The 23,741-nt window shown below is 54.6% G+C and carries 25 protein-coding genes; 11 read left to right on the forward strand and 14 right to left on the reverse strand.

Annotated features, from left to right (window positions below):
• Window positions 1-93: 93 nt before the first annotated feature.
• The 3 genes from ghxP to soxR form a co-directional block, all read right to left on the reverse strand.
• Window positions 94-1,443 carry a guanine/hypoxanthine transporter GhxP gene (gene ghxP, locus P346_RS01770; protein ID WP_023310059.1) on the reverse strand — a complete coding sequence of 450 codons (1,350 nt, stop codon included), beginning with the start codon at window positions 1,441-1,443 and terminating at the stop codon, window positions 94-96.
• 294 nt (window positions 1,444-1,737) lie between these two features.
• Entirely contained in the window at window positions 1,738-2,409 is a 672-nt protein-coding gene (locus P346_RS01765) for a glutathione S-transferase family protein (RefSeq protein WP_032662574.1), read from the reverse strand.
• Between the two features lie 376 nt (window positions 2,410-2,785).
• Window positions 2,786-3,244 carry a redox-sensitive transcriptional activator SoxR gene (soxR, locus tag P346_RS01760; protein ID WP_023310057.1) on the reverse strand — a complete coding sequence of 153 codons (459 nt, stop codon included), beginning with the start codon at window positions 3,242-3,244 and terminating at the stop codon, window positions 2,786-2,788.
• Window positions 3,245-3,342: 98 nt separating this feature from the next.
• Here soxR and soxS point away from each other — a divergent pair, with 98 nt between their 5' ends.
• Window positions 3,343-3,669 (forward strand): superoxide response transcriptional regulator SoxS, encoded by a 327-nt coding sequence (gene soxS, locus P346_RS01755; protein ID WP_013095071.1) that lies wholly within the window; start codon window positions 3,343-3,345, stop codon window positions 3,667-3,669.
• A 6-nt stretch (window positions 3,670-3,675) separates the two neighbouring features.
• On the opposite strand, the gene P346_RS01750 is transcribed toward soxS, so the two are convergent.
• Complete coding sequence (locus P346_RS01750; protein ID WP_032662576.1) at window positions 3,676-5,241, reverse strand: EAL domain-containing protein; 1,566 nt, start codon at window positions 5,239-5,241, stop codon at window positions 3,676-3,678.
• A gap of 646 nt (window positions 5,242-5,887) precedes the next feature.
• On the opposite strand from P346_RS01750, the gene P346_RS01745 reads away from it, so the two are divergent.
• The gene (locus tag P346_RS01745) at window positions 5,888-6,169 is read left to right on the forward strand and encodes a YjcB family protein (protein WP_008503385.1); all 282 of its coding nucleotides are present in this window, start codon (window positions 5,888-5,890) and stop codon (window positions 6,167-6,169) included.
• Window positions 6,170-6,231: 62 nt separating this feature from the next.
• Here the strand turns inward: P346_RS01745 and ssb1 are convergent, their stop codons facing one another.
• On the reverse strand, window positions 6,232-6,762 hold the full coding sequence (gene ssb1, locus P346_RS01740; protein WP_032662577.1) for a single-stranded DNA-binding protein SSB1: 531 nt from the start codon (window positions 6,760-6,762) through the stop codon (window positions 6,232-6,234).
• Between the two features lie 250 nt (window positions 6,763-7,012).
• Here ssb1 and uvrA point away from each other — a divergent pair, with 250 nt between their 5' ends.
• A complete protein-coding gene (gene uvrA / locus P346_RS01735; protein WP_032639437.1) occupies window positions 7,013-9,835 on the forward strand; it encodes an excinuclease ABC subunit UvrA in 2,823 nt (940 codons plus the stop codon).
• Between the two features lie 3 nt (window positions 9,836-9,838).
• Here the strand turns inward: uvrA and P346_RS01730 are convergent, their stop codons facing one another.
• The 4 genes from P346_RS01730 to tyrB all read right to left on the reverse strand — a co-directional run bounded on the left by P346_RS01730 (window position 9,839) and on the right by tyrB (window position 13,248).
• Window positions 9,839-10,192, reverse strand: a complete 354-nt coding sequence (locus tag P346_RS01730) for an MmcQ/YjbR family DNA-binding protein (RefSeq protein ID WP_023310053.1) — start codon at window positions 10,190-10,192, stop codon at window positions 9,839-9,841.
• A gap of 2 nt (window positions 10,193-10,194) precedes the next feature.
• Entirely contained in the window at window positions 10,195-10,611 is a 417-nt protein-coding gene (locus P346_RS01725) for a secondary thiamine-phosphate synthase enzyme YjbQ (protein WP_023310052.1), read from the reverse strand.
• A gap of 113 nt (window positions 10,612-10,724) precedes the next feature.
• Window positions 10,725-11,438, reverse strand: a complete 714-nt coding sequence (aphA, locus tag P346_RS01720) for an acid phosphatase AphA (RefSeq protein WP_032662578.1) — start codon at window positions 11,436-11,438, stop codon at window positions 10,725-10,727.
• Window positions 11,439-12,054: 616 nt separating this feature from the next.
• Complete coding sequence (gene tyrB, locus P346_RS01715) at window positions 12,055-13,248, reverse strand: aromatic amino acid transaminase (protein WP_032662583.1); 1,194 nt, start codon at window positions 13,246-13,248, stop codon at window positions 12,055-12,057.
• Between the two features lie 206 nt (window positions 13,249-13,454).
• Between tyrB and P346_RS01710 the strand changes: the two genes are divergently transcribed.
• The 6 genes from P346_RS01710 to P346_RS01685 all read left to right on the forward strand — a co-directional run bounded on the left by P346_RS01710 (window position 13,455) and on the right by P346_RS01685 (window position 16,404).
• Entirely contained in the window at window positions 13,455-14,012 is a 558-nt protein-coding gene (locus P346_RS01710) for a DUF2589 domain-containing protein (protein ID WP_032662585.1), read from the forward strand.
• 75 nt (window positions 14,013-14,087) lie between these two features.
• A complete protein-coding gene (locus tag P346_RS01705; RefSeq protein WP_032662586.1) occupies window positions 14,088-14,690 on the forward strand; it encodes a DUF2589 domain-containing protein in 603 nt (200 codons plus the stop codon).
• Complete coding sequence (locus tag P346_RS01700) at window positions 14,690-15,139, forward strand: lysozyme (protein ID WP_032662588.1); 450 nt, start codon at window positions 14,690-14,692, stop codon at window positions 15,137-15,139. Before P346_RS01705 ends, P346_RS01700 begins: the two co-directional genes overlap by 1 nt.
• Before the next feature lie 18 nt (window positions 15,140-15,157).
• A complete protein-coding gene (locus P346_RS01695) occupies window positions 15,158-15,640 on the forward strand; it encodes a ribonuclease domain-containing protein (protein ID WP_032662590.1) in 483 nt (160 codons plus the stop codon).
• Between the two features lie 65 nt (window positions 15,641-15,705).
• On the forward strand, window positions 15,706-16,113 hold the full coding sequence (locus P346_RS01690) for a hypothetical protein (RefSeq protein ID WP_032662592.1): 408 nt from the start codon (window positions 15,706-15,708) through the stop codon (window positions 16,111-16,113).
• Window positions 16,114-16,404 (forward strand): hypothetical protein, encoded by a 291-nt coding sequence (locus P346_RS01685; protein ID WP_032662594.1) that lies wholly within the window; start codon window positions 16,114-16,116, stop codon window positions 16,402-16,404.
• An 85-nt stretch (window positions 16,405-16,489) separates the two neighbouring features.
• Here P346_RS01685 and P346_RS01680 read toward each other — a convergent pair whose 3' ends face one another.
• Window positions 16,490-17,083, reverse strand: coding sequence for a response regulator transcription factor (locus tag P346_RS01680; protein WP_223862650.1), 594 nt, complete (start codon window positions 17,081-17,083; stop codon window positions 16,490-16,492).
• A gap of 317 nt (window positions 17,084-17,400) precedes the next feature.
• Between P346_RS01680 and P346_RS01675 the strand changes: the two genes are divergently transcribed.
• Complete coding sequence (locus P346_RS01675) at window positions 17,401-18,531, forward strand: hypothetical protein (RefSeq protein ID WP_032662597.1); 1,131 nt, start codon at window positions 17,401-17,403, stop codon at window positions 18,529-18,531.
• A gap of 51 nt (window positions 18,532-18,582) precedes the next feature.
• Here the strand turns inward: P346_RS01675 and alr are convergent, their stop codons facing one another.
• Both alr and dnaB read right to left on the reverse strand, forming a co-directional pair.
• The gene (alr, locus tag P346_RS01670; RefSeq protein ID WP_032662599.1) at window positions 18,583-19,662 is read right to left on the reverse strand and encodes an alanine racemase; all 1,080 of its coding nucleotides are present in this window, start codon (window positions 19,660-19,662) and stop codon (window positions 18,583-18,585) included.
• Between the two features lie 16 nt (window positions 19,663-19,678).
• Window positions 19,679-21,091: a replicative DNA helicase gene (dnaB, locus tag P346_RS01665; protein ID WP_023310046.1), complete on the reverse strand. Its 1,413-nt coding sequence runs from the start codon at window positions 21,089-21,091 to the stop codon at window positions 19,679-19,681.
• 66 nt (window positions 21,092-21,157) lie between these two features.
• On the opposite strand from dnaB, the gene P346_RS01660 reads away from it, so the two are divergent.
• Window positions 21,158-22,141 carry a quinone oxidoreductase gene (locus tag P346_RS01660; protein ID WP_032662602.1) on the forward strand — a complete coding sequence of 328 codons (984 nt, stop codon included), beginning with the start codon at window positions 21,158-21,160 and terminating at the stop codon, window positions 22,139-22,141.
• A gap of 184 nt (window positions 22,142-22,325) precedes the next feature.
• On the opposite strand, the gene pspG is transcribed toward P346_RS01660, so the two are convergent.
• On the reverse strand, window positions 22,326-22,568 hold the full coding sequence (gene pspG / locus P346_RS01655; protein WP_023310044.1) for an envelope stress response protein PspG: 243 nt from the start codon (window positions 22,566-22,568) through the stop codon (window positions 22,326-22,328).
• Between the two features lie 136 nt (window positions 22,569-22,704).
• The gene (dusA, locus tag P346_RS01650; protein WP_032662604.1) at window positions 22,705-23,700 is read right to left on the reverse strand and encodes a tRNA dihydrouridine(20/20a) synthase DusA; all 996 of its coding nucleotides are present in this window, start codon (window positions 23,698-23,700) and stop codon (window positions 22,705-22,707) included.
• Between the last annotated feature and the right edge of the window lie 41 nt (window positions 23,701-23,741).

Raw genomic sequence — 23,741 nt, forward strand, 5'->3', positions numbered from 1 at the left:
TATCTTCTCCAGAGTAACGCAAAAGGCAACAGGATGAGTCCTGAAAATAAAAACGGGCGGCCTGAGCCACCCGTTTTCGCATCAATGGACAACTTAGATTGCCCAGCCGCCCGCGTAGAACGCCACCAGCGCAACGGCGATAATCACGGTGCCAACGTTCAGCTTACGCCATTCACCGGAAACCAGACGACCAATCACCAGCGACGCGAAGCCGATCATAATGCCGGTCACAATGTTACAGGTCAGGACGATGAAGACCGCGGTGATCAGGCCAGACATGGCGTCCACGAAGTCTGCAAAGTCGATTTTCGCCACGTTGCTCAGCATCAGCAGGCCAACGTACATCAGCGCTGGCGCGGTCGCATACGCCGGAACCAGATAGGAGAGCGGAGAGAGGAACAGGATCAGCATGAACAGCACGCCGACGGTGATCGCCGTCAGGCCGGTTTTACCGCCTGCCGCCGTACCCGCTGCAGATTCGATGTACACCGCCGCAGGCGCCGCGCCCACCAGGCCGGAGAAGACGCTGCTCAGGGAGTCAGTGGTCAGCGCTTTTCCGCCATCAATAATCTGACCGTCTTTATCCAGCAGGTTCGCCTGACCGGCCACCGCACGAATGGTACCGGTCGCGTCAAACACGGCGGTCATGACCAGCGCCAGCACGCTTGGCAGGATCACCGGGTTCAGCGCGCCAACGATATCCAGGCTGCCAATCAGGGAGTTGCCTTTGTCATCGCTCAGCGACGGCATGGCGAAGATACCGGAGAAGTGTACGGTCGGATCGAAAATCAGGCCGACAATAGAAACGCCGATAATGGTCAGCAGAATGCCGCCCGGGACCTTCAGTTTTTCCAGACCGATAATCACCGCCAGACCGATCAGCGACATGATCACCGGGAAGCTGGCGAAGTGGCCCAGCGCTACCGGCAGACCGTCCAGCGGGTTCTTGATGACTAGACCGACGCCGTTAGCGGCGATCAGCAACAGGAACAGGCCGATGCCGATGCCGGTACCGTGCGCCACGCCCTGCGGCAGGTTGCGCAAGATCCAGCTACGGATGCCGGTCGCCGAAATCACGGTAAACAGCACACCCATCAGGAACACGGCACCCAGCGCAACCGGTACGCTGATATGCTGACCCAACACCAGGCTGAACGCGGTAAACGCGGTCAGAGAGATGGCGCAACCAATCGCCAGCGGCAGGTTCGCCCACAGGCCCATCACGATGGAGCCCACGCCGGCCACAAGGCAGGTCGCCACAAAGACGGCCGCTGGCGGGAAGCCTGCTTTGCCCAGCATGCCCGGCACAACGATGACGGAATAAACCATCGCCAGAAACGTTGTCAAACCGGCAACAATTTCCTGGCGCACGGTGCTGCCGCGGGCCGAAATTTTAAACATGGCGTCAAGTGAACCGCCAGTACGCGCAGATGGCGTAGACATAGAAAACATCCCCTGAGAGTTTTTTAGGAAGTCCGTAAGCGAGGTGGAGACGCCACTGCCAGCTGAACGTCAAATCCTTGTGTTGCGTTTGTGACGAAAGGGCGTCACAAAAAAAGCAAACGTTTAGCTCCGCGCTTACAAACGGGTGGTCAAATTAAGGCAAACGATTATCTAGCGTAATCCCCGCCCTTTTCAACTGAACTTTCTCGTTTTTCGCTAAAATTCACTTATGACGCTGAAGAAATAAACAGAGGATGCGCAAACGTTATCGTCTATGCGCAATTTGTTTACATTTCAGTCCTCACCGGGAATAGATAACGGACCCCCTTGCTCCAGGGTTTTTTGCCAGCCAGGGCTGTTCTCAACCTTTGTCTTCCATGCCTGAATATGCGGCAGATTAGCGATGCCGCCGCGCGCCAGCAGCGCAAAGATCGGGAAGCTCATCTGAATATCGGCCATGCTGAGCCTATCCCCGGCAAACCAGCTGTTTTCGGCAAGATGTGACTCAATAAAGCGCGCATGGGTCTCCAACTGACGGTTGAGATACGCTTTCTGCACCCCCTGCCCCAGCGCTTTGCCCAGGGTTCTGATACCAAACGGCACCGGCGGCTTGCCGAGACTGTTGAAGACCAGCTTCATTAACAGTAGCGGCATCAGCGATCCTTCGGCGTAATGCAGCCAGAAGCGGTATTGCACCTTATGCGCCGGATCTAAAGGCTTAAGGCGTGACTCGGCATCGTACGTTTCCTGCAGGTACTCCAGGATGGCGCCCGACTCCGCAAGGATCAGCCCGTTATCTTCGATGACCGGCGATTTGCCCAACGGATGCACCTTCTTGAGAGCCTCCGGTGCCAGCATGTTCTTTTCGCGCTCGTAGTGAACGATCTCATAAGGCAGGCCGAGTTCTTCCAGCGCCCAAATCACGCGGTGCGAGCGCGACTGGTTAAGGTGGTGTACCGTGAGCATGGTTTTCTCCTGTGATTCATACTTTTTAACTATAGAAAATTGAACAACACCGCGAAAAAAATTCGTCTAAAAAACGGCCAACGAGGCTGGCGAAAAAACGGGTCTTGCATAGAATTAAAGTGTCAGCACAATCCGGAACCTCCCCAACCAGCTCGACACTGAGGGGTGCTGATGTCGGGGGAAACCCTCCCGTGAACCAGCGGGATAGAGTGAAAGACAAAGACCGGGAAAAACTAAAGCGCCCTTATGTGGCGCTTTAGTTCTTTATGTACGCGGGGTTTTGCCGGGTGGCGGCTGCGCCTTACCCGGCCTACATTTTACGGTCTGGTAGGCCGGGTAAGCGAAGCGCCACCGGGCGAATGGGCTACACGCACGCTCAATCCTCTTCCAGCAGCCGCGCCCCCGTCCCCTGCTCGCCCAGCCTGTCGCCAGGGTTACGCAACGGACAATCGCTACGCGACAGGCAGCCGCAGCCGATACAACCGTCCAGTTCGTCGCGCAGGACGACCAACGTATGAATACGCCGGTCCAGCTCTTCACGCCACTGGGACGACAGCTCTTTCCACTCTTTCGGGCTAAGCGTGTGACCTTCCGGCAGCACGCCAAACGCCTCGCCGATCGTGGCCAGGGGAATTCCGATTCGTTGCGCAATTTTGATAATCGCCACGTAGCGGAGCACGTCTCGGGTATAGCGGCGCTGGTTGCCCCCGTTACGGATGCTTTTAATTAACCCTTTGCTTTCATAGAAGTGGAGCGCCGATACCGCCACGCCGCTTCGCTTCGCCACTTCACCGGGAGTTAAAAGCGCTTTAATGCGCGGCAATCTCTTTTCCATAAAACCTCTTTACCTCAAGTTAACTTGAGGAATTATACTCCCCCGCAGAGAAAACGACGAATTAACCGAGATAGTTGTATCTACAGAGGGGCAACCTTATGTCGCATCAGCAGATTATTCAGACGCTTATTGAATGGATTGATGAACATATCGACCAACCGTTGAACATTGATGTGGTCGCTAAAAAGTCGGGCTATTCGAAATGGTATTTACAGAGAATGTTCCGCACGGTCATGCATCAAACGCTGGGCGAGTACATTCGCCAGCGCAGACTGCTGCTGGCGGCGCAGGCGCTACGCTCAACGCAGCGGCCCATTTTTGATATCGCGATGGACCTTGGCTATGTGTCGCAACAAACTTTTTCCCGCGTGTTTCGCCGCGAGTTTGACCGCACGCCGAGCGACTATCGCCACCAGTTAAATTAATCACCCTCAGTGCAAAGGCTGCTGCTGCCAGGTCATAAATTCCTGGGGCGGCATCGCTTTCGCGAAGTGCCATCCCTGACAAAACTGGACGCCGCGCTTCAGCAGCCAGCTCACCTGCTCTGCCGTCTCTACCCCTTCCGCAATGGTTTTCAGCCGCAGGCTTTGCGCCATCTCGATAATATGCTCGGCGATCAGGTGGCTGGTACTGTTGGTCGTTAAGGTATCGATAAACGATTTATCGATTTTCAGAATATCCACGTTCAGCGAGTAGAGGTTGTGCAGGTTCGAGTAGCCGGTACCGAAATCATCGATCGCGACTTCATAACCCGCCTGACGGAAAGCCTGAATCACCGGCGTGGTTTTTGGCACATCGATAAAACCGCGTTCCGTCACTTCTATTTTGATTTGCTGCGCACGGACGGCGTAGTGGCGGGCCTTGTCGGAAATCATGGCGATCAGCCGCGAGGAGTGGAAATCCGTGGCCGACAGGTTAATCGAAATATAGAGATGCGGATGCTCGGCCAGGAAATGACCCAGATCGTTGAACACCTCCTCAACGACATAGTCCGTAATCCGCTCGCTCATTCCCTCACTTTCCGCCAGCGGGATAAACTCAGCCGGGCTCATCACCTGCCCGTTAAAGCCAGGCCAGCGCAACAGCGCCTCCGCACCCACGCACTGGTTATTCTTAATATCAATAATCGGCTGATAGTGGACGCAAAGCTGTCGTTTGTTCAGCGCGCGGTGCAGTAAGCGCCCCGGCGAATTAAGCTCACGATGGGTACGGGACCATACCAGCAAAATAATAATGCTGCAGATCATGCCCAGCGGCAGCGTCAACGTCGCCTGGTGATAAAGCGTTTCATAAAAGCGTTTATTCGATGTCGACACAATGGCCGCAATCGGTCTTTTGGGAGATGTTACGATCGTATAAAAGCGGTTATCTTTTTGAAATACCGATTCCTTATCCCGAATCATCGAATTTAATAAAGAAACATTGGCTTTCTGGCTGACGGAAAAGAAAGCATTGGTTACCGTGTCGTACACACCCCAGGAGAGAGAATGATCCGCGGACATGACTTCGCTGTATGAAAGCGGGTTAACTACAACCACATAATTTCCGCGCTGCATATATGTCATTTTATAGCCAGTATAAAATGGGGTGTCGCGATAATAATAGATAGCGACGTCAGGTTTACGCGTGTAATTAGCGACAGGAATGGCGTAGGGGTGATCCGGTGTAAAAACGGTCGAACAAAGAAAATTCTGACCTTCAGCGTAAATTAAATCGGCGACAAACAGGCGACCACGAACAACGTTCAGCATATATTGACGGTGTCCCGGCGTGCAAAGCTCACCCTGATATTTTACAGCCTCGTCCCTGGCCAGCTCAACCTGTTGAATAACCAGCTCTGTTTTGTCTAAAGCCAGTTCAGCAAATGTGCGTAGCTGGGCGCTTGTTTCAGAAACGGCTCGTAGCTGGGCAAACCATAGCGCAAGCATCACCGGCAGCATAACTACCATGATGATCCCTACCACCCTGAGCATTTTGCGCCGCGCGCTACGATTCATTTCCCGCCCTATATCCCTGCATGTTGTACGCCTGTAGTAATGAAGGCCGGATGCTTTGTTAAACAGGTGATTACGTTGCATGAATCATGCGAAGTTAGCAACTGACTTTTAGTATTAAAAATCTTAAATTTCGTTATGCCGATAATATTTTCCCGTAAGTTAAACTGTAAGTATTCGTTCCGTTTCAATTAAGGAAAATAATTATCCAGCCCGTTAGGGCTGACGGGAAGATAACACAACAGACGATCGTTGATTAAGCCAAACGTCTGACAGCATGAAAAAAGTACAACTTCATCATGACGTTTTATGCTATTTGCTCTGAGCCATTGTGCTCGTTGATTTATAAATAGTCAGCCTTCACCACAATATTTTCAGGACTGGGTGAGAATAACGTCCCTCTTATAAAAACCGAATTTGCGCTATCCCCACTTGCCCGAAGGGCATTTTCGGCAAGCTGTGGCTCCGCCTCCTCGTGCGCCGAAGGCAGGACCAGCCCGCGCAATCGCCTTTTCTGAAGAATAAAATCCTCTTTTTTGATCGCTCAGGCACTGGCGAATAAATCAACAAATGTGATATAGTTCACACATATTTTGTAACGAGAAACACCGTTTCATTCAGTTCGTCTGTTTTGTAGAGGATGGGTTTTATGGCAACCATTACTACCAGCATGGTTCTCCTGCGCTGGCCTTTGTTGAGTGCGGTACTGATGTTTTTAGCCAGCACGCTGAATATTCAGTTTCGTAAATCTGACTATGCGGGTCTTGCTGTCATCAGCACCCTCCTGGGGCTGGGTGCGGCCTGCTGGTTTGCAACGGGCCTGCTTGGCATCACCCTGCTGGATATCGCCGCCGTCTGGGAAAATATTAAAGTGGTGATGGTTGAGGCGATGAGCCACACGCCGCCAGACTGGCCGATGGTGATAACCTGATCCCTGACGGAATAAAAAAACCCAGACGCTAGTCTGGGTTTTTTGTTTTCAGCACGCGGAAATCAGAACGGAATGTCGTCGTCGAAATCCATTGGCGGTTCGTTAGACGGCGCCGGAGCAGACTGCTGCTGCGGACGAGACTGTGCGCCGCCGCTGAACTGGTTGCCGCCCTGCGGCTGCTGAGGCTGACCCCAACCGCCCTGCTGCTGGGTCTGACCGCCACCTGCTGGTGCACCACCGCCCTGACGGCCACCCAGCATCTGCATGGTACCGCCCACGTTAACCACGACTTCAGTGGTGTACTTCTCAGCACCGGACTGATCGGTCCATTTGCGGGTACGCAGCTGGCCTTCGATATAGACCTGAGAACCTTTACGCAGATACTCACCGGCCACTTCTGCCAGTTTGCCAAACAGCACAACGCGGTGCCATTCGGTCTGCTCTTTCATCTCACCGGTCGCTTTATCACGCCAGGATTCGGAAGTAGCCAGCGTAATGTTGGCAACTGCGCCACCACTCGGCATGTAGCGTACTTCCGGGTCCTGGCCCAGATTACCGACGAGAATCACCTTGTTTACGCCTCTGCTGGCCATGTTCGTGTCTCCTGAATACGTTTCTTAATAGTGTAAACGCGCGAGTGTACCATTTCCATGCTGCACTTTGATAGTTGCGTAGCACGTTCCAGAGTTCTCTCGCAACTCCACATTGTTACACAGCCAATCAGAAAATGCATTCCAATACTGTATATTCAAACAGGTCAAATTGTGTCATAATTAGCCGTTTCTGACAGCCGTTTGTCCTTCAAACAAATCAGGCAATCCGTGTTCCAACCGGGAAAGGTGAATGGATAAGATCGAAGTTCGGGGCGCCCGCACCCACAATCTCAAGAATATCAACCTCATAATCCCTCGCGACAAACTCATTGTCGTGACCGGGCTTTCGGGGTCTGGCAAATCCTCACTGGCTTTCGACACTTTGTATGCCGAAGGACAGCGTCGTTACGTTGAATCGCTCTCTGCGTACGCGCGTCAGTTCCTGTCGCTGATGGAAAAACCGGATGTCGACCACATTGAAGGGTTATCCCCTGCTATCTCTATTGAGCAGAAGTCCACCTCGCATAACCCGCGCTCAACGGTCGGTACCATTACCGAAATCCATGACTACCTGCGTCTGCTGTATGCCCGCGTGGGCGAGCCGCGCTGCCCGGACCACGACGTCCCGCTGGCGGCCCAGACCGTCAGCCAGATGGTGGATAACGTGCTGTCGCAGCCGGAAGGCAAACGCCTGATGCTGCTGGCGCCGATAATTAAAGAGCGAAAAGGCGAACACACCAAAACGCTGGAAAACCTGGCAAGCCAGGGCTATATCCGCGCCCGTATCGACGGCGAGGTGTGTGACCTGTCCGATCCGCCAAAGCTGGAGCTGCAGAAGAAGCACACCATCGAAGTGGTGATTGACCGCTTCAAGGTGCGCGACGATCTCGCCACGCGCCTGGCGGAGTCCTTTGAAACCGCGCTGGAACTCTCTGGCGGCACGGCCGTGGTCTCCGACATGGACGATCCAAAAGCGGAAGAGCTGCTCTTCTCCGCCAACTTCGCCTGCCCGATTTGCGGCTACAGCATGCGCGAGCTGGAACCGCGCCTGTTCTCATTCAACAACCCGGCGGGCGCGTGTCCGACGTGTGACGGCCTGGGCGTTCAACAATATTTCGACCCGGACCGCGTGATCCAGAACCCGGAGCTGTCGCTGGCGGGCGGCGCCATTCGCGGCTGGGACAAGCGTAACTTCTACTACTTCCAGATGCTGAAATCGCTGGCAGAGCACTATAAGTTCGACGTCGAAGCCCCGTGGGCGAGCCTGAGCGCGAACGTGCACAAAGTGATCCTGTTCGGTTCCGGCAAAGAGAACATCGAGTTCAAGTACATGAACGATCGCGGCGATACCTCCGTGCGTCGCCACCCGTTCGAAGGGGTGCTGCACAACATGGAGCGCCGCTACAAAGAGACCGAATCCAGCGCGGTGCGCGAGGAGCTGGCAAAGTTCATCAGCAACCGCTCCTGCGCCACCTGTGAGGGTACGCGTCTGCGTCGCGAAGCGCGCCACGTGTTTGTGGAAAACACCGCGCTGCCGACCATCTCAGACATGAGCATCGGTCACGCGATGGACTTCTTCAACAACCTGAAGCTCTCCGGCCAGCGCGCGAAAATTGCCGAAAAAGTGCTGAAAGAGATCGGCGATCGCCTGAAGTTCCTGGTGAACGTTGGCCTGAACTACCTGACGCTTTCCCGCTCGGCGGAAACGCTCTCCGGCGGTGAAGCCCAGCGTATCCGTCTGGCGAGCCAGATTGGTGCAGGTCTGGTAGGCGTGATGTACGTGCTGGATGAGCCGTCCATCGGCCTGCACCAGCGCGACAACGAGCGTCTGCTCGGGACGCTGGTTCACCTGCGCAACCTCGGCAACACGGTAATTGTGGTCGAGCACGATGAAGATGCGATCCGCGCGGCTGACCACGTCATCGACATTGGCCCAGGCGCTGGCGTACACGGCGGCCAGGTAGTCGCGGAAGGGACGCTGAAGGACATTATGGCGGTACCCGAATCGCTGACCGGCCAGTTCATGAGCGGCAAGCGCAAGATTGAAGTGCCGAAACAGCGCGTAGCGGCAGATCCGGAAAAAGTGCTGAAGCTGACCGGCGCGCGCGGCAACAACCTGAAAGACGTCACCCTGACGCTGCCGGTTGGCCTGTTTACCTGCATCACCGGCGTGTCCGGTTCCGGTAAATCGACGCTGATCAACGATACGCTGTTCCCGATTGCGCAGACTGCGCTGAACGGCGCGACGCTGGCCGAGCCTGCGCCGTACCGCGATATCCAGGGTCTGGAGCATTTCGATAAAGTTATCGACATTGACCAGAGCCCGATTGGCCGTACTCCGCGCTCTAACCCGGCAACCTATACCGGCGTCTTCACGCCCGTACGTGAACTGTTTGCCGGCGTGCCGGAAGCGCGCTCACGCGGCTATACGCCAGGACGTTTCAGCTTTAACGTGCGCGGTGGCCGCTGCGAAGCGTGCCAGGGCGACGGCGTGATCAAGGTTGAGATGCACTTCCTGCCGGATATCTACGTGCCGTGCGACCAGTGCAAAGGCAAACGCTATAACCGCGAAACGCTGGAGATTAAGTACAAAGGCAAGACCATCCACGAAGTGCTGGACATGACCATCGAAGAGGCGCGCGAGTTCTTTGACGCCGTCCCTGCGCTGGCGCGTAAGCTGCAGACGCTGATGGACGTAGGCCTGACCTACATTCGTCTGGGACAGTCCGCCACCACGCTGTCCGGCGGTGAAGCGCAGCGCGTGAAGCTGGCGCGTGAGCTGTCAAAACGCGGCACCGGTCAGACGCTCTACATTCTGGACGAGCCGACCACCGGCCTGCACTTTGCCGACATCCAGCAGCTGCTCGAGGTTCTGCATCAGCTGCGCGATCAGGGCAACACCATCGTGGTCATCGAGCATAACCTGGACGTGATTAAAACTGCGGACTGGATTGTCGATCTCGGCCCGGAAGGCGGCAGCGGCGGCGGTGAAATTCTCGTCTCCGGTACGCCAGAGACCGTTGCAGAGTGCGAAGCCTCGCACACCGCGCGCTTCCTTAAACCGTTGCTGTAATTGTCAGACGGAGAGTTGCTGTCGGGTGGTTTCCGGCAGCAGCTCAACCGCCTGCTGATAGGACGCGTCCACCAGGTAGTAAATCTGCGAGCCAGGAATCGACCCATCCAGATAGACGGTGCTCCAGTGCGCCTTATTAAGGTGCTTGCTCGGCCTCACGTCATCATGCTGCTGACGTAGCAAATCCGCCAGTTCAGGGCTGGTTTTCAGCGACGCCGCCGGACGGCCTTCCACCTCTTTCACCATCGCAAACAGGACATCTCCCACTTTAATCTGCGTGGCTTTCCAGTCGCTGTGAACGCTCTGCTCCGCGCCGGGCTTGCTCATGCAGTACTGAAGTATCTCCGAAATTGTCATCTTTATTCCCCTTGTAGCGTGGCGATAATTTTACGCGAACCACCGTGAATGCGATGCTCTCCCAGCCAGATCCCCTGCCACGTTCCCAACAGCAGCCGCCCGTTGTGAACCGGCAGCATCAACGATACGCCCAGCAGGGAGGATTTAATATGCGAAGGCATATCGTCCGCCCCCTCATAGTCATGCTCGTAAGGCGCGTTGTCCGGTACGCTCTTCAGAAAATGGTGCTCCATGTCGGACCGGACGGTGGGATCGCAATTTTCATTCAGCGTGAGAGAGGCAGACGTGTGCTGAAGCAGCAGATGCAGCAAACCCGTTTTCACCCGCGACAGGTCGCGGAGTTGCCCGATGACTTCATCCGTCACCAGGTGAAATCCGCGTGGTTTAGCGCTTAAGGTCAGGGTCTGTTGGTACCACATGTGCTGCTCCGTGATGAAAGATGAATCTTTCTAAGTGTGCAGCAAGAAGACGAAAGGTAAAACCCGCAGCAGCGAGATTTGATTAAAAAAGAGTCAAGCCCGCTGCCGTGTACTTAATACTCCGAGTTGACGATCACCTCTTCGCCAAACTTTCCGGCCATCGGCAGCGGTCGATACGTGGAGTTAGAGGCACGTAACACCCTGATCCCTCTGGCCCCCACGTCATGCGCGGCGGTGATGTCGTTATCCGAATCGCCGTAGAATACTTTGATATTTTTCTTTTCCAGCCACTGGGTTTTGGTGTTTTGCCCTTCTTTGTCACCGGCAAAAATGACCGGATTCATGCTGGTCGCCGGGATCTGGAAATCATCCTGCAGCGTTTTAGAGACGGTTTCGGTTTTGGTCTGACTGCGGCCGGTGACAAAGTAGATGCTGTCACCGCGCTTCACGTGCATGGCAATAAGCGCACGGGCAACCTCTTTCGGGATGCTGAATTCGTCCCAGCCGTTATTCATTTTTTCCCAGAATTCCGGGTTCTTCAGATACGCTTCGCTGTCGGGTGAATACGTTTTCTTCCCGCGCCAGAAGCCGGGGCTTGAGAACAGCACGGTATCGTCAATGTCAAAACCCACGGCCATTGGCGCACGGCCGATCAGGCTGTTTTCGATTTGGGCCACGGAAACCCAGTGAATGGGCGCCTGCTCGGCGAGAATGGCGGCGGTGGTGCCGGTGTAAAGCGGCGTCGGGGCAGAAGCTCGCGCGACGACGGCGCTATTAAGCGAGAACAATAAGCAGGCGGCGCTGAGCGCCAGTGTGATCTTGCGCATATTTTCCCCTGAATATTCAGTTTGTTATCGTTTTAATTTGAGTAGATGGTCAAAAAACTATCCGACCATAACCCCAGCGGGAGGTGAAGGGAAGGAGTTTTTGCTTATGAAGCTGAATAAAAAGAAGACGATCACAAAGCGCCGGGCAAGGTTTTTGTGCGGCCTGATACCCTCACCCCAGCCCTCTCCCACGGGGAGAGGGAGAACACCCAGCCCGTACGCCCGGTAAGCGAAGCGCCACCGGGCAAGGTTTTTGTGCGGCATGATGCCCTCACCCCGGCCCTCTCCCACAGGGAGAGGGAGAACACCCAGCCCGTAGGCCCGGTAAGCGAAGCGCCACCGGGCAAGGTTTTTGTGCGGCCTGATGCCCTCACCCCGGCCCTCTCCCACGGTGAGAGGGAGAACACCCAGCCCGTAGGCCCGGTAAGCGAAGCGCCACCGGGCAAGGTTTTTGTGCGGCCAGATGCCCTCACACCGGACCTCTCCCACGGTGAGAGGGAGAACACCCAGCCCGTACGCCCGGTAAGCGAAGCGCCACCGGGCAAGGTTTTTGTGCGGCCAGATGCCCTCACCCGGCCCTCTCCCACAGGGAGAGGGGAAAGTGAATAGTAAGTACTTACATTACAGCAGCAAATGCCTGCGCCACGCGATGAACGTTGCTGGCATTCAGGCCCGCCACGCACATACGGCCGCTGGCGATCAGGTAAACGCCGAACTCTTCCCGCAGGCGATCGACCTGCGCAGCGCTCAGTCCGGTATAGCTGAACATCCCGCGCTGCTTGAGCAGATAGTCGAAGTTATGCCCAGGCACCGCCTCTTTCAGCACGTTAACCAGCTCCTGACGCATGGACAGGATACGCTTACGCATCGCTTCCACTTCGGCAAGCCAGGACGCTTTCAGCTGTTCGTCGCCGAGCACCGTCGCCACCACCTGCGCACCAAAGTTCGGCGGGCTGGAGTAAATGCGGCGCACCGTCGCCTTCAGCTGGCCGAGCACGCGACCCGTCGCTTCGGCGTCTTCACACACCACGGACAGACCGCCAACGCGTTCACCGTACAGGGAGAAAATTTTAGAGAAGGAGTTGCTGACCAGCGCTGGCAGCCCTGCGCTGGCCACGGCGCGGATGGCGTAAGCATCTTCTTCCATGCCTGCGCCAAAGCCCTGGTAGGCGATGTCGAGGAATGGAATCAGGTCGCGGGCCTTCAGTACCTCAATCACCGCATCCCACTGGGCGTTGGTGAGATCCGCCCCGGTCGGGTTATGGCAGCATGGATGCAGCAGCACAATGCTGCGCGCCGGCAGGGTGTTCAGTTTTTCCAGCAGCGCTTCAACGCGCACGCCGTTCGTTTCGCTGTCGAACCACGGATAGGTCGCCACGTTGAAACCTGCGCCCTCGAAGATCGCAACGTGGTTTTCCCACGTCGGGTCACTGACCCACACGCCTGAATCCGGGAAGTATTTTTTCAGGAAGTCTGCACCCACTTTCAGCGCACCCGAGCCGCCCAGCGTCTGGATGGTCGCCACGCGTTTTTGCGCGAGCACCGCGTGATCGGCACCGAATAACAGCGGAGCGATGGTGTTGCGGTAGGCGTTTAACCCTTCCATCGGCAGATAAAGAGAAGCACCGTGTGGAACAGCGTTCAGACGCGCTTCGGCTTCGGCAACGGCTTTTAATTGAGGAATGATGCCATCCTCGTTGTAATACAAACCGATGCTGAGGTTTACTTTGTCGCTGCGAGGATCTTCTTTGAAACGCTCCATTAAGGAGAGGATAGGGTCGCCGGCATAGGCGTCAACTTTCTGAAACACGCGATGGTTCTCCGGAATTCGATGAGGCAGGGATTTCAACAATAAACCGGAATATCACTCAACACCACCCCTTAAGATTATCCTGCGATCGGCATAGGTTTTTTGCGTCCTCTCGCCATGCCATTTACCCAATATTTTCCCCTTCTCGCTTTCCGTAATGTGGCTCCTGCGCAACCGCGCATTCACTGATTCAAGGAGTTCACATCATGGATTCACAATTTATTGGTTCAGTTATTAACGCCCTGCCGCTGGAACATATGATCGGCGGTCCGCTGCAGGCGATGATCAAAGCACAGGTCCAGGCGAGCAAGTCCTATACCGACTTCCTGCTCTCCGTCTGTATTAAAGACGGCAAAGCTGTTGCGATCGAGTTCGATTACGACGAAACCGTGGTAGACGAACAGGGGGTCAATAAAGGCAGCGTGACCCGCAAGATGAGTATTCCGCTCCTGGCGGCGGTCACCCACCCCATCATCTGCATCGAGGAAGGCACCATCGACTTTGAGCTGGAAGTGAGCCAGAGCGAAGCCAGTTCCAGCAGCACCGAAGCGGAGGCTTCCGTGGAAGCGTCCATCGGCTGGGGCGTTTTCAAAGCGAAAATGACCGGCAAGGTCTCCCATAAATCGGAGCAGACCCGTTCGACCGATACACGCGCGAAATATTCCATTCATACCCAGATTAAACGCCAGGAGCCACCTGAAGCTCTGCAGCGCGTGATTGATTACCTGACCAACGCCAAAACCAAGCCTGTCGCCGCGCAATAATCTTCCACGCCGCGACATACGTGCGATTCCGTAACGCAGGGGCTACCCGGGTAGCCCTTTTTCCAGGAGCGAAATATGTCTTTTAAAAAATGGCTGCGCGGCGGCAAGGATGAAGAGCCGGAAAACAAGACGGGCAAAGAGGATGAAGGCACGCCACCGGTACAGGAAAACACGCCTCCAGCGCCTCCAGCCGATATTCCCGGCGTGCCGATCTCGCTTGAAGATATCACGCGCGGAATGCAGTACGCGGCCACTGCGGCCAACGAACTGATTGCTCAGCAGTATATGAAGGCGCTGGATCCCTTTTTCGAACCCGCAGAGGACGGTTCGTTGGTACCGCGCACCGTACAGCTGGCACTGGATGAAAAGCACTACTTTGACCTGCCCTTAGTCGCGCTTTCGACACCGCGCGGGCTGATGCTGGAAAAGATGAAGGTCAACCTGACGATCCGTACGGAAGGCATGCAGGCCCCTTCCCGCCAGTCCGGTGAAAACGACTTCGGCCGCTTTCACGTCAGCCTGTCGCCTTCCAGCGATAACAAAGGCGGGCGTGATAGCCGCCACGTCGATGTAGAGATGCAATTTACCGCACTTGAGCCACCGGAAAGCGTCATGCGTTTGATTGACGAATACACCAACAAGGTGATTCCCCGTCCGAAAGCAGAGGAGACTCCGTAATGCAAAAACAACCAGAACGTACAGGTGACAGGGGCATTCAGCTTATTTGCCAGTTCGAAGGGCTGAAGCTGGAGCGTTATCGCGATGCCGTAGGTTTGTGGACCATCGGATATGGCCATTTGATCCTCAAAGAGGAGATGGAAAAGCTCACCAAAATTACCACCGGTGAGGCCAAAGATCTGCTGCGCAAAGATCTGAAACGCACCGAGGACGGCGTGAAAAAACTGCTGAACAGCGCTTCGACACAGAACCAATTCGACGCGCTGGTTTCGTTCGCCTTCAACCTTGGCGTGGGCAATTTAAAGAAATCCACGCTGCTCAAAAAATTCAACGCAGGCGATATCCAGGGCGCCGCACTGCAGTTCAAAAGCTGGAATAAGGCAGGTGGTAAGGTTTTGACCGGGCTTACCCGACGCCGCGAGGCGGAAATGAAGCTATTTCTTAGTTAATTCAACAGGAAAATTACAATGAAACCACTATACATAGTGAAAATGGCCGTACTGTCTGTTTCGTTATTCACCGTGTTACAGGCAACCGCCGCCATGCCAACCTGCGAAGAGGAAATAAAGGAAGCCAACGCCTTTTTATCTTCTCAGGGTATGGTGCCCGTCAATAACGTGACCGATCTGGCGACAACGCTTCGTCATATAAAAAATTTTGGGCGCCTGCCCGACCGCTATATTACCTCGGATGAGGCTAAACGCCTCGGCTGGTCGGGAAATGAAAGCGAATCGCTTTGGGGAGTGAAACTCACCAATCAAAAATGGATCGGTGGCGATAAATACAGCGATCGCGCTCTTCCTTCCAGTCAGCCCTGGCTTAGCGCGGATGTCGATGTCGTGAAGGGATATCGCTCTCCCAAGCGTTTGATTTACAGCCTGTCAGGGCAACAGCGCTTTATTACGACCGATAAGTATCAGCATATTGTTGAGCTGGATCCCTGCCAATAATAAGCGCCCGTTACGATAATAAATCCCCTTTTCCGAGGGGATTTATCCTTGCAGAGGATGAACGTATGTCTGACATCTATCTCCCGACCCTCATCAGTGAAGCCTTGCTGGCTTTTTCAGGTTTATTTGGCGGCGTCAGTATCTCGTTTTTCTGGCAACCGCAGCGATTGCACCAGCACAGCCGATTTATGGCAGGCATTATTTTTGGTGGAATCAGCATGGGCGCGGCCGTCGCATTAGGTGGATTAGCAGCCCGCTGGTTAAAGATAGACCTTAATCAGGCCGATATCACGCTTGGTTTAGGGTATATCCTCGGGGCAATGAGTAATGGCCTGATCGTCTGGCTGGCCAACTTTTTTCGCCGGCATGAACAACGCGATATTTTTGATGTTGCAAGCGTCATCAAAAATAAAGTCAGACATGAATCACTTTCTCCGCCTGATTTAACCCACAACAAACCCGATGGAGAATAAATGCTTAACATAATGAATGGCTGGGTACTTCCCTTTATTATCTTCGTCGACCTGATAACATCGCTGCTGATTTTGTTTGCCGCCTATAGCCGAAGAGTCCATGCCCTGCCGGTAATGTGTAAAATTGGCTTAGCCGCCCTCGCCTTTGGTTTTTTTGGTGAAAGTAGCTTAAACATGAAATTTATTCTTACCGGTGCTGATATACTGAGTGACAGCTTTCCATTCTGGCTATTGCAGGACTTCGGAACGCTGGTGGTGGTGATATATTATTTCAAATCTCAGTACCGTTAAAAAAACAAAGCGCAACAGAGGTCCATCTGTTGCGCTTTTCTTTTAACGCATTTTGACTGCAGCCTTTCGCTTTCCTGAAAATCGGCTAATTAGACATATATTTAAAATAGAGCATTGCGGCCTGTGTCCGATTGTTGACCTGTAGTCGGTGAAAGATGGATTCAAGATGTACTTTGACCGTACCTGCACTGATATTCAATTGCCGGCTGATCTGCTTATTTGTTCCTCCATTCGCCAGCAGCTTAAGAACTTCCTTCTGCCGACGACTCAGGGAGTAGATCGGCAACCCGCCAGTGGGTTGTTCTCGCTGGACCACGGCTTGCTCCGGAAAACAGACCACCCCCGAGGAGACCATGCAAAGTATCTGGCTGATTTTCTCGGCGGGGAGATCCTTGGTAAAAATGCCCTTAATGCTTTGTCGGATGTAGAAGTTGAATATCTTATCCGTCGTTTTTCGTAACATCACCACGATCGGTAGCTCAGGCCAGTTTGTCATCAAATTAGTGATAAAATCACGGCACTTCATTTCACCATCCAGCAAAATAATGCTGACCGGCATAGAGGTTAAAATTGCGTGTGCATCTTCAAAATTGTTCGCTGCAAAAACAGTGCATTCCGGCATTACGCGTTCCAGCTCTGTTTTCATACCGTGAATGAAGATCGGTAACTCATCGATCATTAATATATTCATCGTAGCATAACCCCGTGTGAAATCTATTTTCTTAGGTTATTCAACCAACTTATTCCGAAATTAAGTATGCGTGCTATTACAAAACTGTAAAAACAGCATTCGGCATAAGGCAAACGTCATATACCCAAAGCAAAAAGTTAAGCAGTACTACACATTAGACATAGCCATATTTAATTAAAAACGATCTTATCATTATCAAAAACAGCCTGGGCTTAATAGCATATTCCCCGAAAAATTGCTGACACATATTATTTAACTGCACGCGTGCCATCCACCTACATATTAATATTTCAATGAGGTCATTTATGACAATACTAACAGTGTATTTCTGTGGTACTGGATCTAATAAATTTGATGAGTCTCATGCTAATTACTGGAACGGCGAGCTCATCTCTTCTCTGGCAGCCAATAACAAGGGTAAAGAGTTCGCCGAATGGGTCATTCTTGATGGTCCGGGGAGCGGCAATCTACAAAGCGATGAGCTTTGGGTCAAAAGCGGAGAATATTCTCAGCTTCGTGCCCAGCTTCTGGGCAGCGGTTGGAATGAGAATGTTCAGCATGCGATCAATATTATCAAAGGCCACGTTGACTGGCAGCGTGAAAAGCTCACAAAAGAAAACTATGAGCAGCTTAAAAAGGCGGGCGTACCGATTCAGGACGTTGAGGTTACCGGCTCATTTTGGTGGCGAAAATATGACTATGGCGATCGTAAAGTGACCCAGCAGGCGCTACAGCAGCAAATCATCAAAACCTTCCGCCAGGGGCAGATCCTGCCCACTCAGGTGAACCTTGTTGGGTGGAGCCGGGGGGGAATTAGCTGCCATATGCTTGCCAATGCAATGCTGGCCGATCCTCTTTTAACGACGATTCCGGTGAATATTTTTGCGGTCGATCCAGTTCCGGGCATGGGTAATTTCCAGGCGGACAAAGTCACTCTGGGCAGCAACGTGAAGGAGTATGTGGCTTTCTATGCCAGACATGAGCGATCAAAAGGTTTCTCGTGCGTCATTCCACAGACCGATAGCGCGACAAAAGTACATATTTATCCCATGTCTGGTCGCCACGCTACGCTGGTGGGGAATGCTTCGGCCAATGGGAATAGCGGGGAAAAAGTGGTCCATGAACCCGGCACGATCGTGCGTCATTTCGCAGAAGTTTGCCTGCAAAGATGGGGCGTCACGCTGGATAAAAAGCTCAATCTGGATGGGGTGCAGCTGCTGGAATTGCATCAGGCCATTCAGCGTAACGCTCCGCTATTCGCCGAGATGCAGAAAACGGTGTACACCATTTCGGAAAACGATGGGGGGGAGCGCTATGTCTCGCTGGGCAGCACCGGAAAACGGTTCTCGTCCATCCAGGGTTCGCGCTTCAGTCCGGAGTCAGGGCTCGCGTCGGATTATTTGACTAATCAGGCAATCTATAACGTGTTGAAATAAGCGTTACGCGTCCAACGGCAGCTAATGCCGTTGGACGACTATCTGCGAGTCTCAGTCGATGTACTTCATCGCGACCCTTGACGTCAGGCGCGTGATAAGTTCGTAAGCACTCACTTTCGTAATTTCAGCAATGCGTTCGACGGGCAAACCTTCGCCCCACATCACCACATCGTCGCCGGGCTTATCCTGGGCTTCAGGGCCCAGATCGACACAAATCATGTCCATCGCCACGCGGCCAACAATCTTCACCTCGCGACCGTTGACCAGAACCGGCGTGCCCGACGGCGCGGCGCGCGGATAGCCGTCACCATAGCCCATCGCCACCACGCCGAGACGGGTATCACGCTCGCTGGTCCAGGTACCGCCGTAGCCGACTGGCTCGCCCGCTTTATGGTCACGCACGGCAATCAGGTTAGAGACCAGCGACATGACCGGCTGGAAGCCAAAGTCCGGCCCCCAGGGTTTATTCTCCAGCGGCGACACGCCGTAGAGAATGATGCCCGGTCGCGCCCAGTCGAAATGCGACTGCGGCCACAGCAGAATACCGCCGGATGCCGCAATCGAGCGCATCCCCGGCTTGCCTTCGCAGAAGGTGTTGAAAATATCCAGCTGGCGCTCGGTCGCACCGCACTCGGGCTCATCGGCGCGGGCGAAGTGGCTAACGATATTCACCGGCTGGCGCACGTTTTTGCACCGGCATAAACGCTGATAAAAGGCTTCCGCGCTTTCCGGACGCACGCCCAGACGGTGCATGCCCGTGTCGAGCTTCATCCAGACGGTCACCGGCTCGCTCAGCTCGGCGGTTTCCAGTGCGGCGAGCTGTTCTTCGTTATGTACCGCGGTATGCAGATGCTGGTCTGCAATGGTCGGCAGATCGCTGGCTTCGAAAAAGCCTTCGAGGAGCAGAATGGGTTGGGTAATGCCGCCCGCGCGCAGGCGGAGGGCTTCTTCAAGACGGGCGACGCCAAAGGCGTCGGCATCGGGGAGCGTTCGCGCGGTCTCCAGAAGACCGTGTCCGTAAGCGTTCGCTTTCACGACTGCAACGAGCTTGCTGGCAGGCGCCAGTTCACGCAGACGTTGCAGGTTGTGTCGCAGAGCGCGGCGGTTAATAACAACAGTTGCCGCTTGCATTTGAATTCCTTAGAAATTACTCATCATCATATTGAGGACCGGCATAGTTGTCGAAACGCGACCACTGTCCGTTAAAGGTCAGACGCACCGTCCCGATTGGGCCGTTACGTTGTTTACCAATAATAATTTCGGCGATCCCTTTCAGGTCGCTGTTCTCGTGATAAACCTCATCACGGTAGATAAACATGATTAAGTCGGCATCCTGCTCGATGGAGCCGGACTCACGCAGGTCAGAGTTGACCGGGCGCTTGTCGGCACGTTGTTCCAGAGAGCGGTTCAGCTGCGACAGCGCAACGACCGGTACGTGCAGCTCTTTGGCTAACGCCTTGAGCGAGCGGGAAATCTCCGCAATTTCCAGCGTACGGTTGTCGGAGAGCGACGGGACGCGCATCAGCTGAAGGTAGTCGATCATGATGAGGCCGATGCCGCCGTGTTCACGGGCGATACGGCGCGCGCGGGAGCGCACTTCCGTCGGCGTCAGGCCGGAGGAGTCATCGATATAGATGTTACGTTTTTCCAGCAGAATGCCCATGGTGCCGGAGATGCGCGCCCAGTCTTCATCATCGAGCTGGCCGGTACGAATGCGGGTCTGATCCACGCGCGACAGCGACGCCAGAGAACGCATCATAATCTGCTCGGAGGGCATCTCAAGGCTGAAGATCAGCACCGGCTTATCCTGCAACATCGCCGCGTTTTCGACGAGGTTCATCGCAAATGTGGTTTTACCCATCGACGGACGCGCGGCGACGATGATCAAATCCGACGGCTGCAGGCCGGCGGTTTTCTTGTTCAAATCGTCATAGCCGGTGTTCACGCCGGTGACGCCGTCGTGCGGCTGCTGGAACAGCTGTTCGATACGGGCCACGGTGGCATCGAGGACATCGGCGATGTTTTTTGGGCCTTCGTCTTTATTGGCGCGGCTTTCGGCGATTTTAAAGACGCGGGATTCAGCGAGGTCGAGCAGGTCTTCGCTGGTACGCCCCTGCGGATCAAAACCGGCTTCGGCGATCTCGTTCGCCACCGAGATCATCTCACGAACGACGGCACGTTCGCGCACGATATCGGCATAAGCGCTGATGTTCGCCGCACTAGGCGTGTTTTTTGACAGTTCCGCCAGATAGGCAAACCCGCCGCAGCTGTCGAGCTGACCAAGACGCTCCAGCGATTCCGCGAGCGTGATCAGGTCGATCGGGCTGCCCGACTCCTGCAGACGCGCCATTTCAGTAAAGATGTGGCGGTGCGGGCGGGTGTAGAAATCTTCCGCCACGACGCGCTCGGCGACGTCGTCCCAGCGCTCGTTATCCAGCATTAAACCGCCCAACACCGACTGTTCCGCTTCAATCGAGTGCGGCGGGACCTTTAACCCTGCGACCTGGAAATCACGCTCGCGAGGTTCAGTCTGTTTGTTGAAGGGTTTGTTTCCTGCCATAGTGAATGGAGTTACCGAGATAAAGAGTGGGTCGAAAGATTACCATATTTTTCTTACGGAGGGAGCATGGCAACGCGCATTGAATTCCAGAAACACGGTGGGCCAGACGTACTGAAAGCGGTGGAGTTCACCCCTGCCGCACCTGGCGAAAACGAAGTGCAGGTTGAAAACAAAGCCATCGGCATTAACTACATCGACACCTATATTCGCGGCGGTCTCTACCCGCCTCCATCATTGCCGAGCGGCCTGGGCACCGAGGCAGCCGGTGTCGTCGTTAAAGTGGGCAGCGCGGTTAAGCATATTAAAGAGGGCGACCGCGTGATATACGCGCAGTCTGCGCTGGGCGCTTACAGCTCCGTCCACAACGTTCCGGCGGATAAAGCCGCCCTGCTGCCTAACGCCATCTCCTTTGAGCAGGCGGCGGCCTCGTTCCTGAAAGGTCTGACGGTTTACTACCTGCTGCGCAAAACCTATGAAATTAAGCCCGACGAGCAGTTCCTGTTCCATGCCGCAGCGGGTGGCGTCGGGCTCATCGCCTGTCAGTGGGCAAAAGCACTGGGCGCGAAGCTGATCGGCACGGTCGGAAATGCACAAAAAGCGCAGCGCGCGCTCCAGGCGGGCGCCTGGCAGGTGATTAACTACCGTGAAGAGAGCATTGTTGAGCGGCTGAAGGAGATCACCAGCGGCAAAAAAGTGCGCGTGGTGTATGACTCGGTGGGGAAAGACACGTGGGAAGCGTCGCTGGACTGTCTGCAGCGCCGTGGTCTGATGGTCAGCTTCGGCAATGCGTCAGGCGCGGTAACCGGCGTTAACCTCGGCATACTGAACCAGAAAGGTTCTCTGTACGTGACGCGCCCTTCCCTGCAAGGATACATCACCAACCGGGAAGAACTTGAGGAAGCCAGCAACGAGCTGTTCTCGCTGATCGCCAGCGGGGTCATTAAAGTGGATGTGTCAGATGCGCAGAAATTCGCGCTGACCGATGCGCAGCGCGCGCATGAGGTGCTGGAGAGCCGGGCGACGCAGGGGTCGAGCTTGTTGATTCCCTGAGCCCCAAAAAGAAATTGGGCTTCCCGTGGGAAGCCCTTTCTTTTTTTAGTTCGGCTGTATGTAGGGTACAGCTCGATGAATTCTTTAACGGCAGTCATAGTGACAGATTCGATAACTAAATCCTATTCTGTTCTAAGCCATGCCGCCGGAAAAGTTACAAGTATGTGACGAACCCCTCAATACCTTAGTAACGGAAGCGGTTATTGCGCTGATAACTGGGCACTTTTGGCGCTTTAATCGCCCGAATCACCCACACGACCGCAATGGCCAGCAATAGCCACGGCAACAGTTTGATCGTCAGCGCAAACAGTCCGCCAATAAACATGACCACCGTCGCCACCACGATAGCCGCGAGAATGCCGAGCAGCGAAACGCCTGTCGCTAACAGCATGACAAAAAAACCAATCACAAAAAGTAGTTCCAGCATGGTGCTCTCCCACGAGTTCCCGAGTAATGCACTCAGCATTACAAGAATCATGCCAGTATTAACCTGTTGTTATTAAAGCAAAACGCCCCGCGAACGGTCGTAGGGCGTGGTGAATTTGACGAACTTTTAGCGAAAGTTATCGCTTGTCTGCCACCAGTCGCAGCGCATGTTCCAGCACCTCAATATCGGCTCCGGCTTTATGCGCATTCTCGCTCAGGTAGCGGCGCCACTGACGCGCACCCGGAATCCCCTGGAACAGGCCAAGCATATGGCGAGTGATATGGCCGAGATACGTGCCATTGCTCAGCTCGCGCTCAATGTAAGGATACATCGCACGCACGACGGCAACCGGATCGGTGTCCGCGCCTTCGATACCAAAGATTTCGCGATCGACCGTCGCCAGAATGCCCGGGTTCTGATACGCCTCGCGGCCGACCATCACGCCATCCATATGCCCCAGATGCGCTTTAGCTTCTTCCAGCGACTTGATGCCGCCGTTGATGGACATCGTCAGGTGCGGGAAGTCACGCTTCAGTTGATACACGCGCGGATAGTCCAGCGGCGGGATCTCACGGTTCTCTTTCGGGCTGAGGCCGGAGAGCCAGGCTTTTCGCGCGTGAATGATGAACATCTCGCACTCGCCTTTCCCGGATACCGTGTTGATGAAGTCGCACAGGAATTCGTAGCTGTCCTGATCATCAATGCCGATACGGGTTTTGACCGTGACCGGAATGGAGACCACATCGCGCATCGCCTTGATACAGTCCGCTACCAGCTGTGCATTCCCCATCAGACAGGCGCCAAACATGCCGTTCTGCACGCGGTCGGACGGGCAGCCAACGTTCAGGTTGATCTCGTCGTAGCCGCGTTCTTCTGCCAGCTTCGCGCACTGCGCCAGCGCGGCCGGATCGCTGCCGCCCAGCTGCAGGGCAACCGGATGCTCTTCTTCGCTATAGGCCAGATAGTCGCCCTTCCCATGAATGATTGCGCCCGTGGTCACCATTTCGGTGTACAGCAGCGTATGGCGGGAGAGCTGGCGCAGGAAATAGCGGCAGTGTCTGTCCGTCCAGTCGAGCATCGGCGCAATGGAGAAACGGTGTGCAGGGAAAGCGGTCTGTAATTCTGACGACATGGCGAAGTTTTAAGCATCTGGTGGAAAAGGGGCGCTACTAT

Origin of the sequence: Enterobacter sp. DC1 (assembly GCF_000568075.1) — a bacterium.
GTDB classification, from domain to species: Bacteria; Pseudomonadota; Gammaproteobacteria; order Enterobacterales; family Enterobacteriaceae; genus Enterobacter; species Enterobacter asburiae.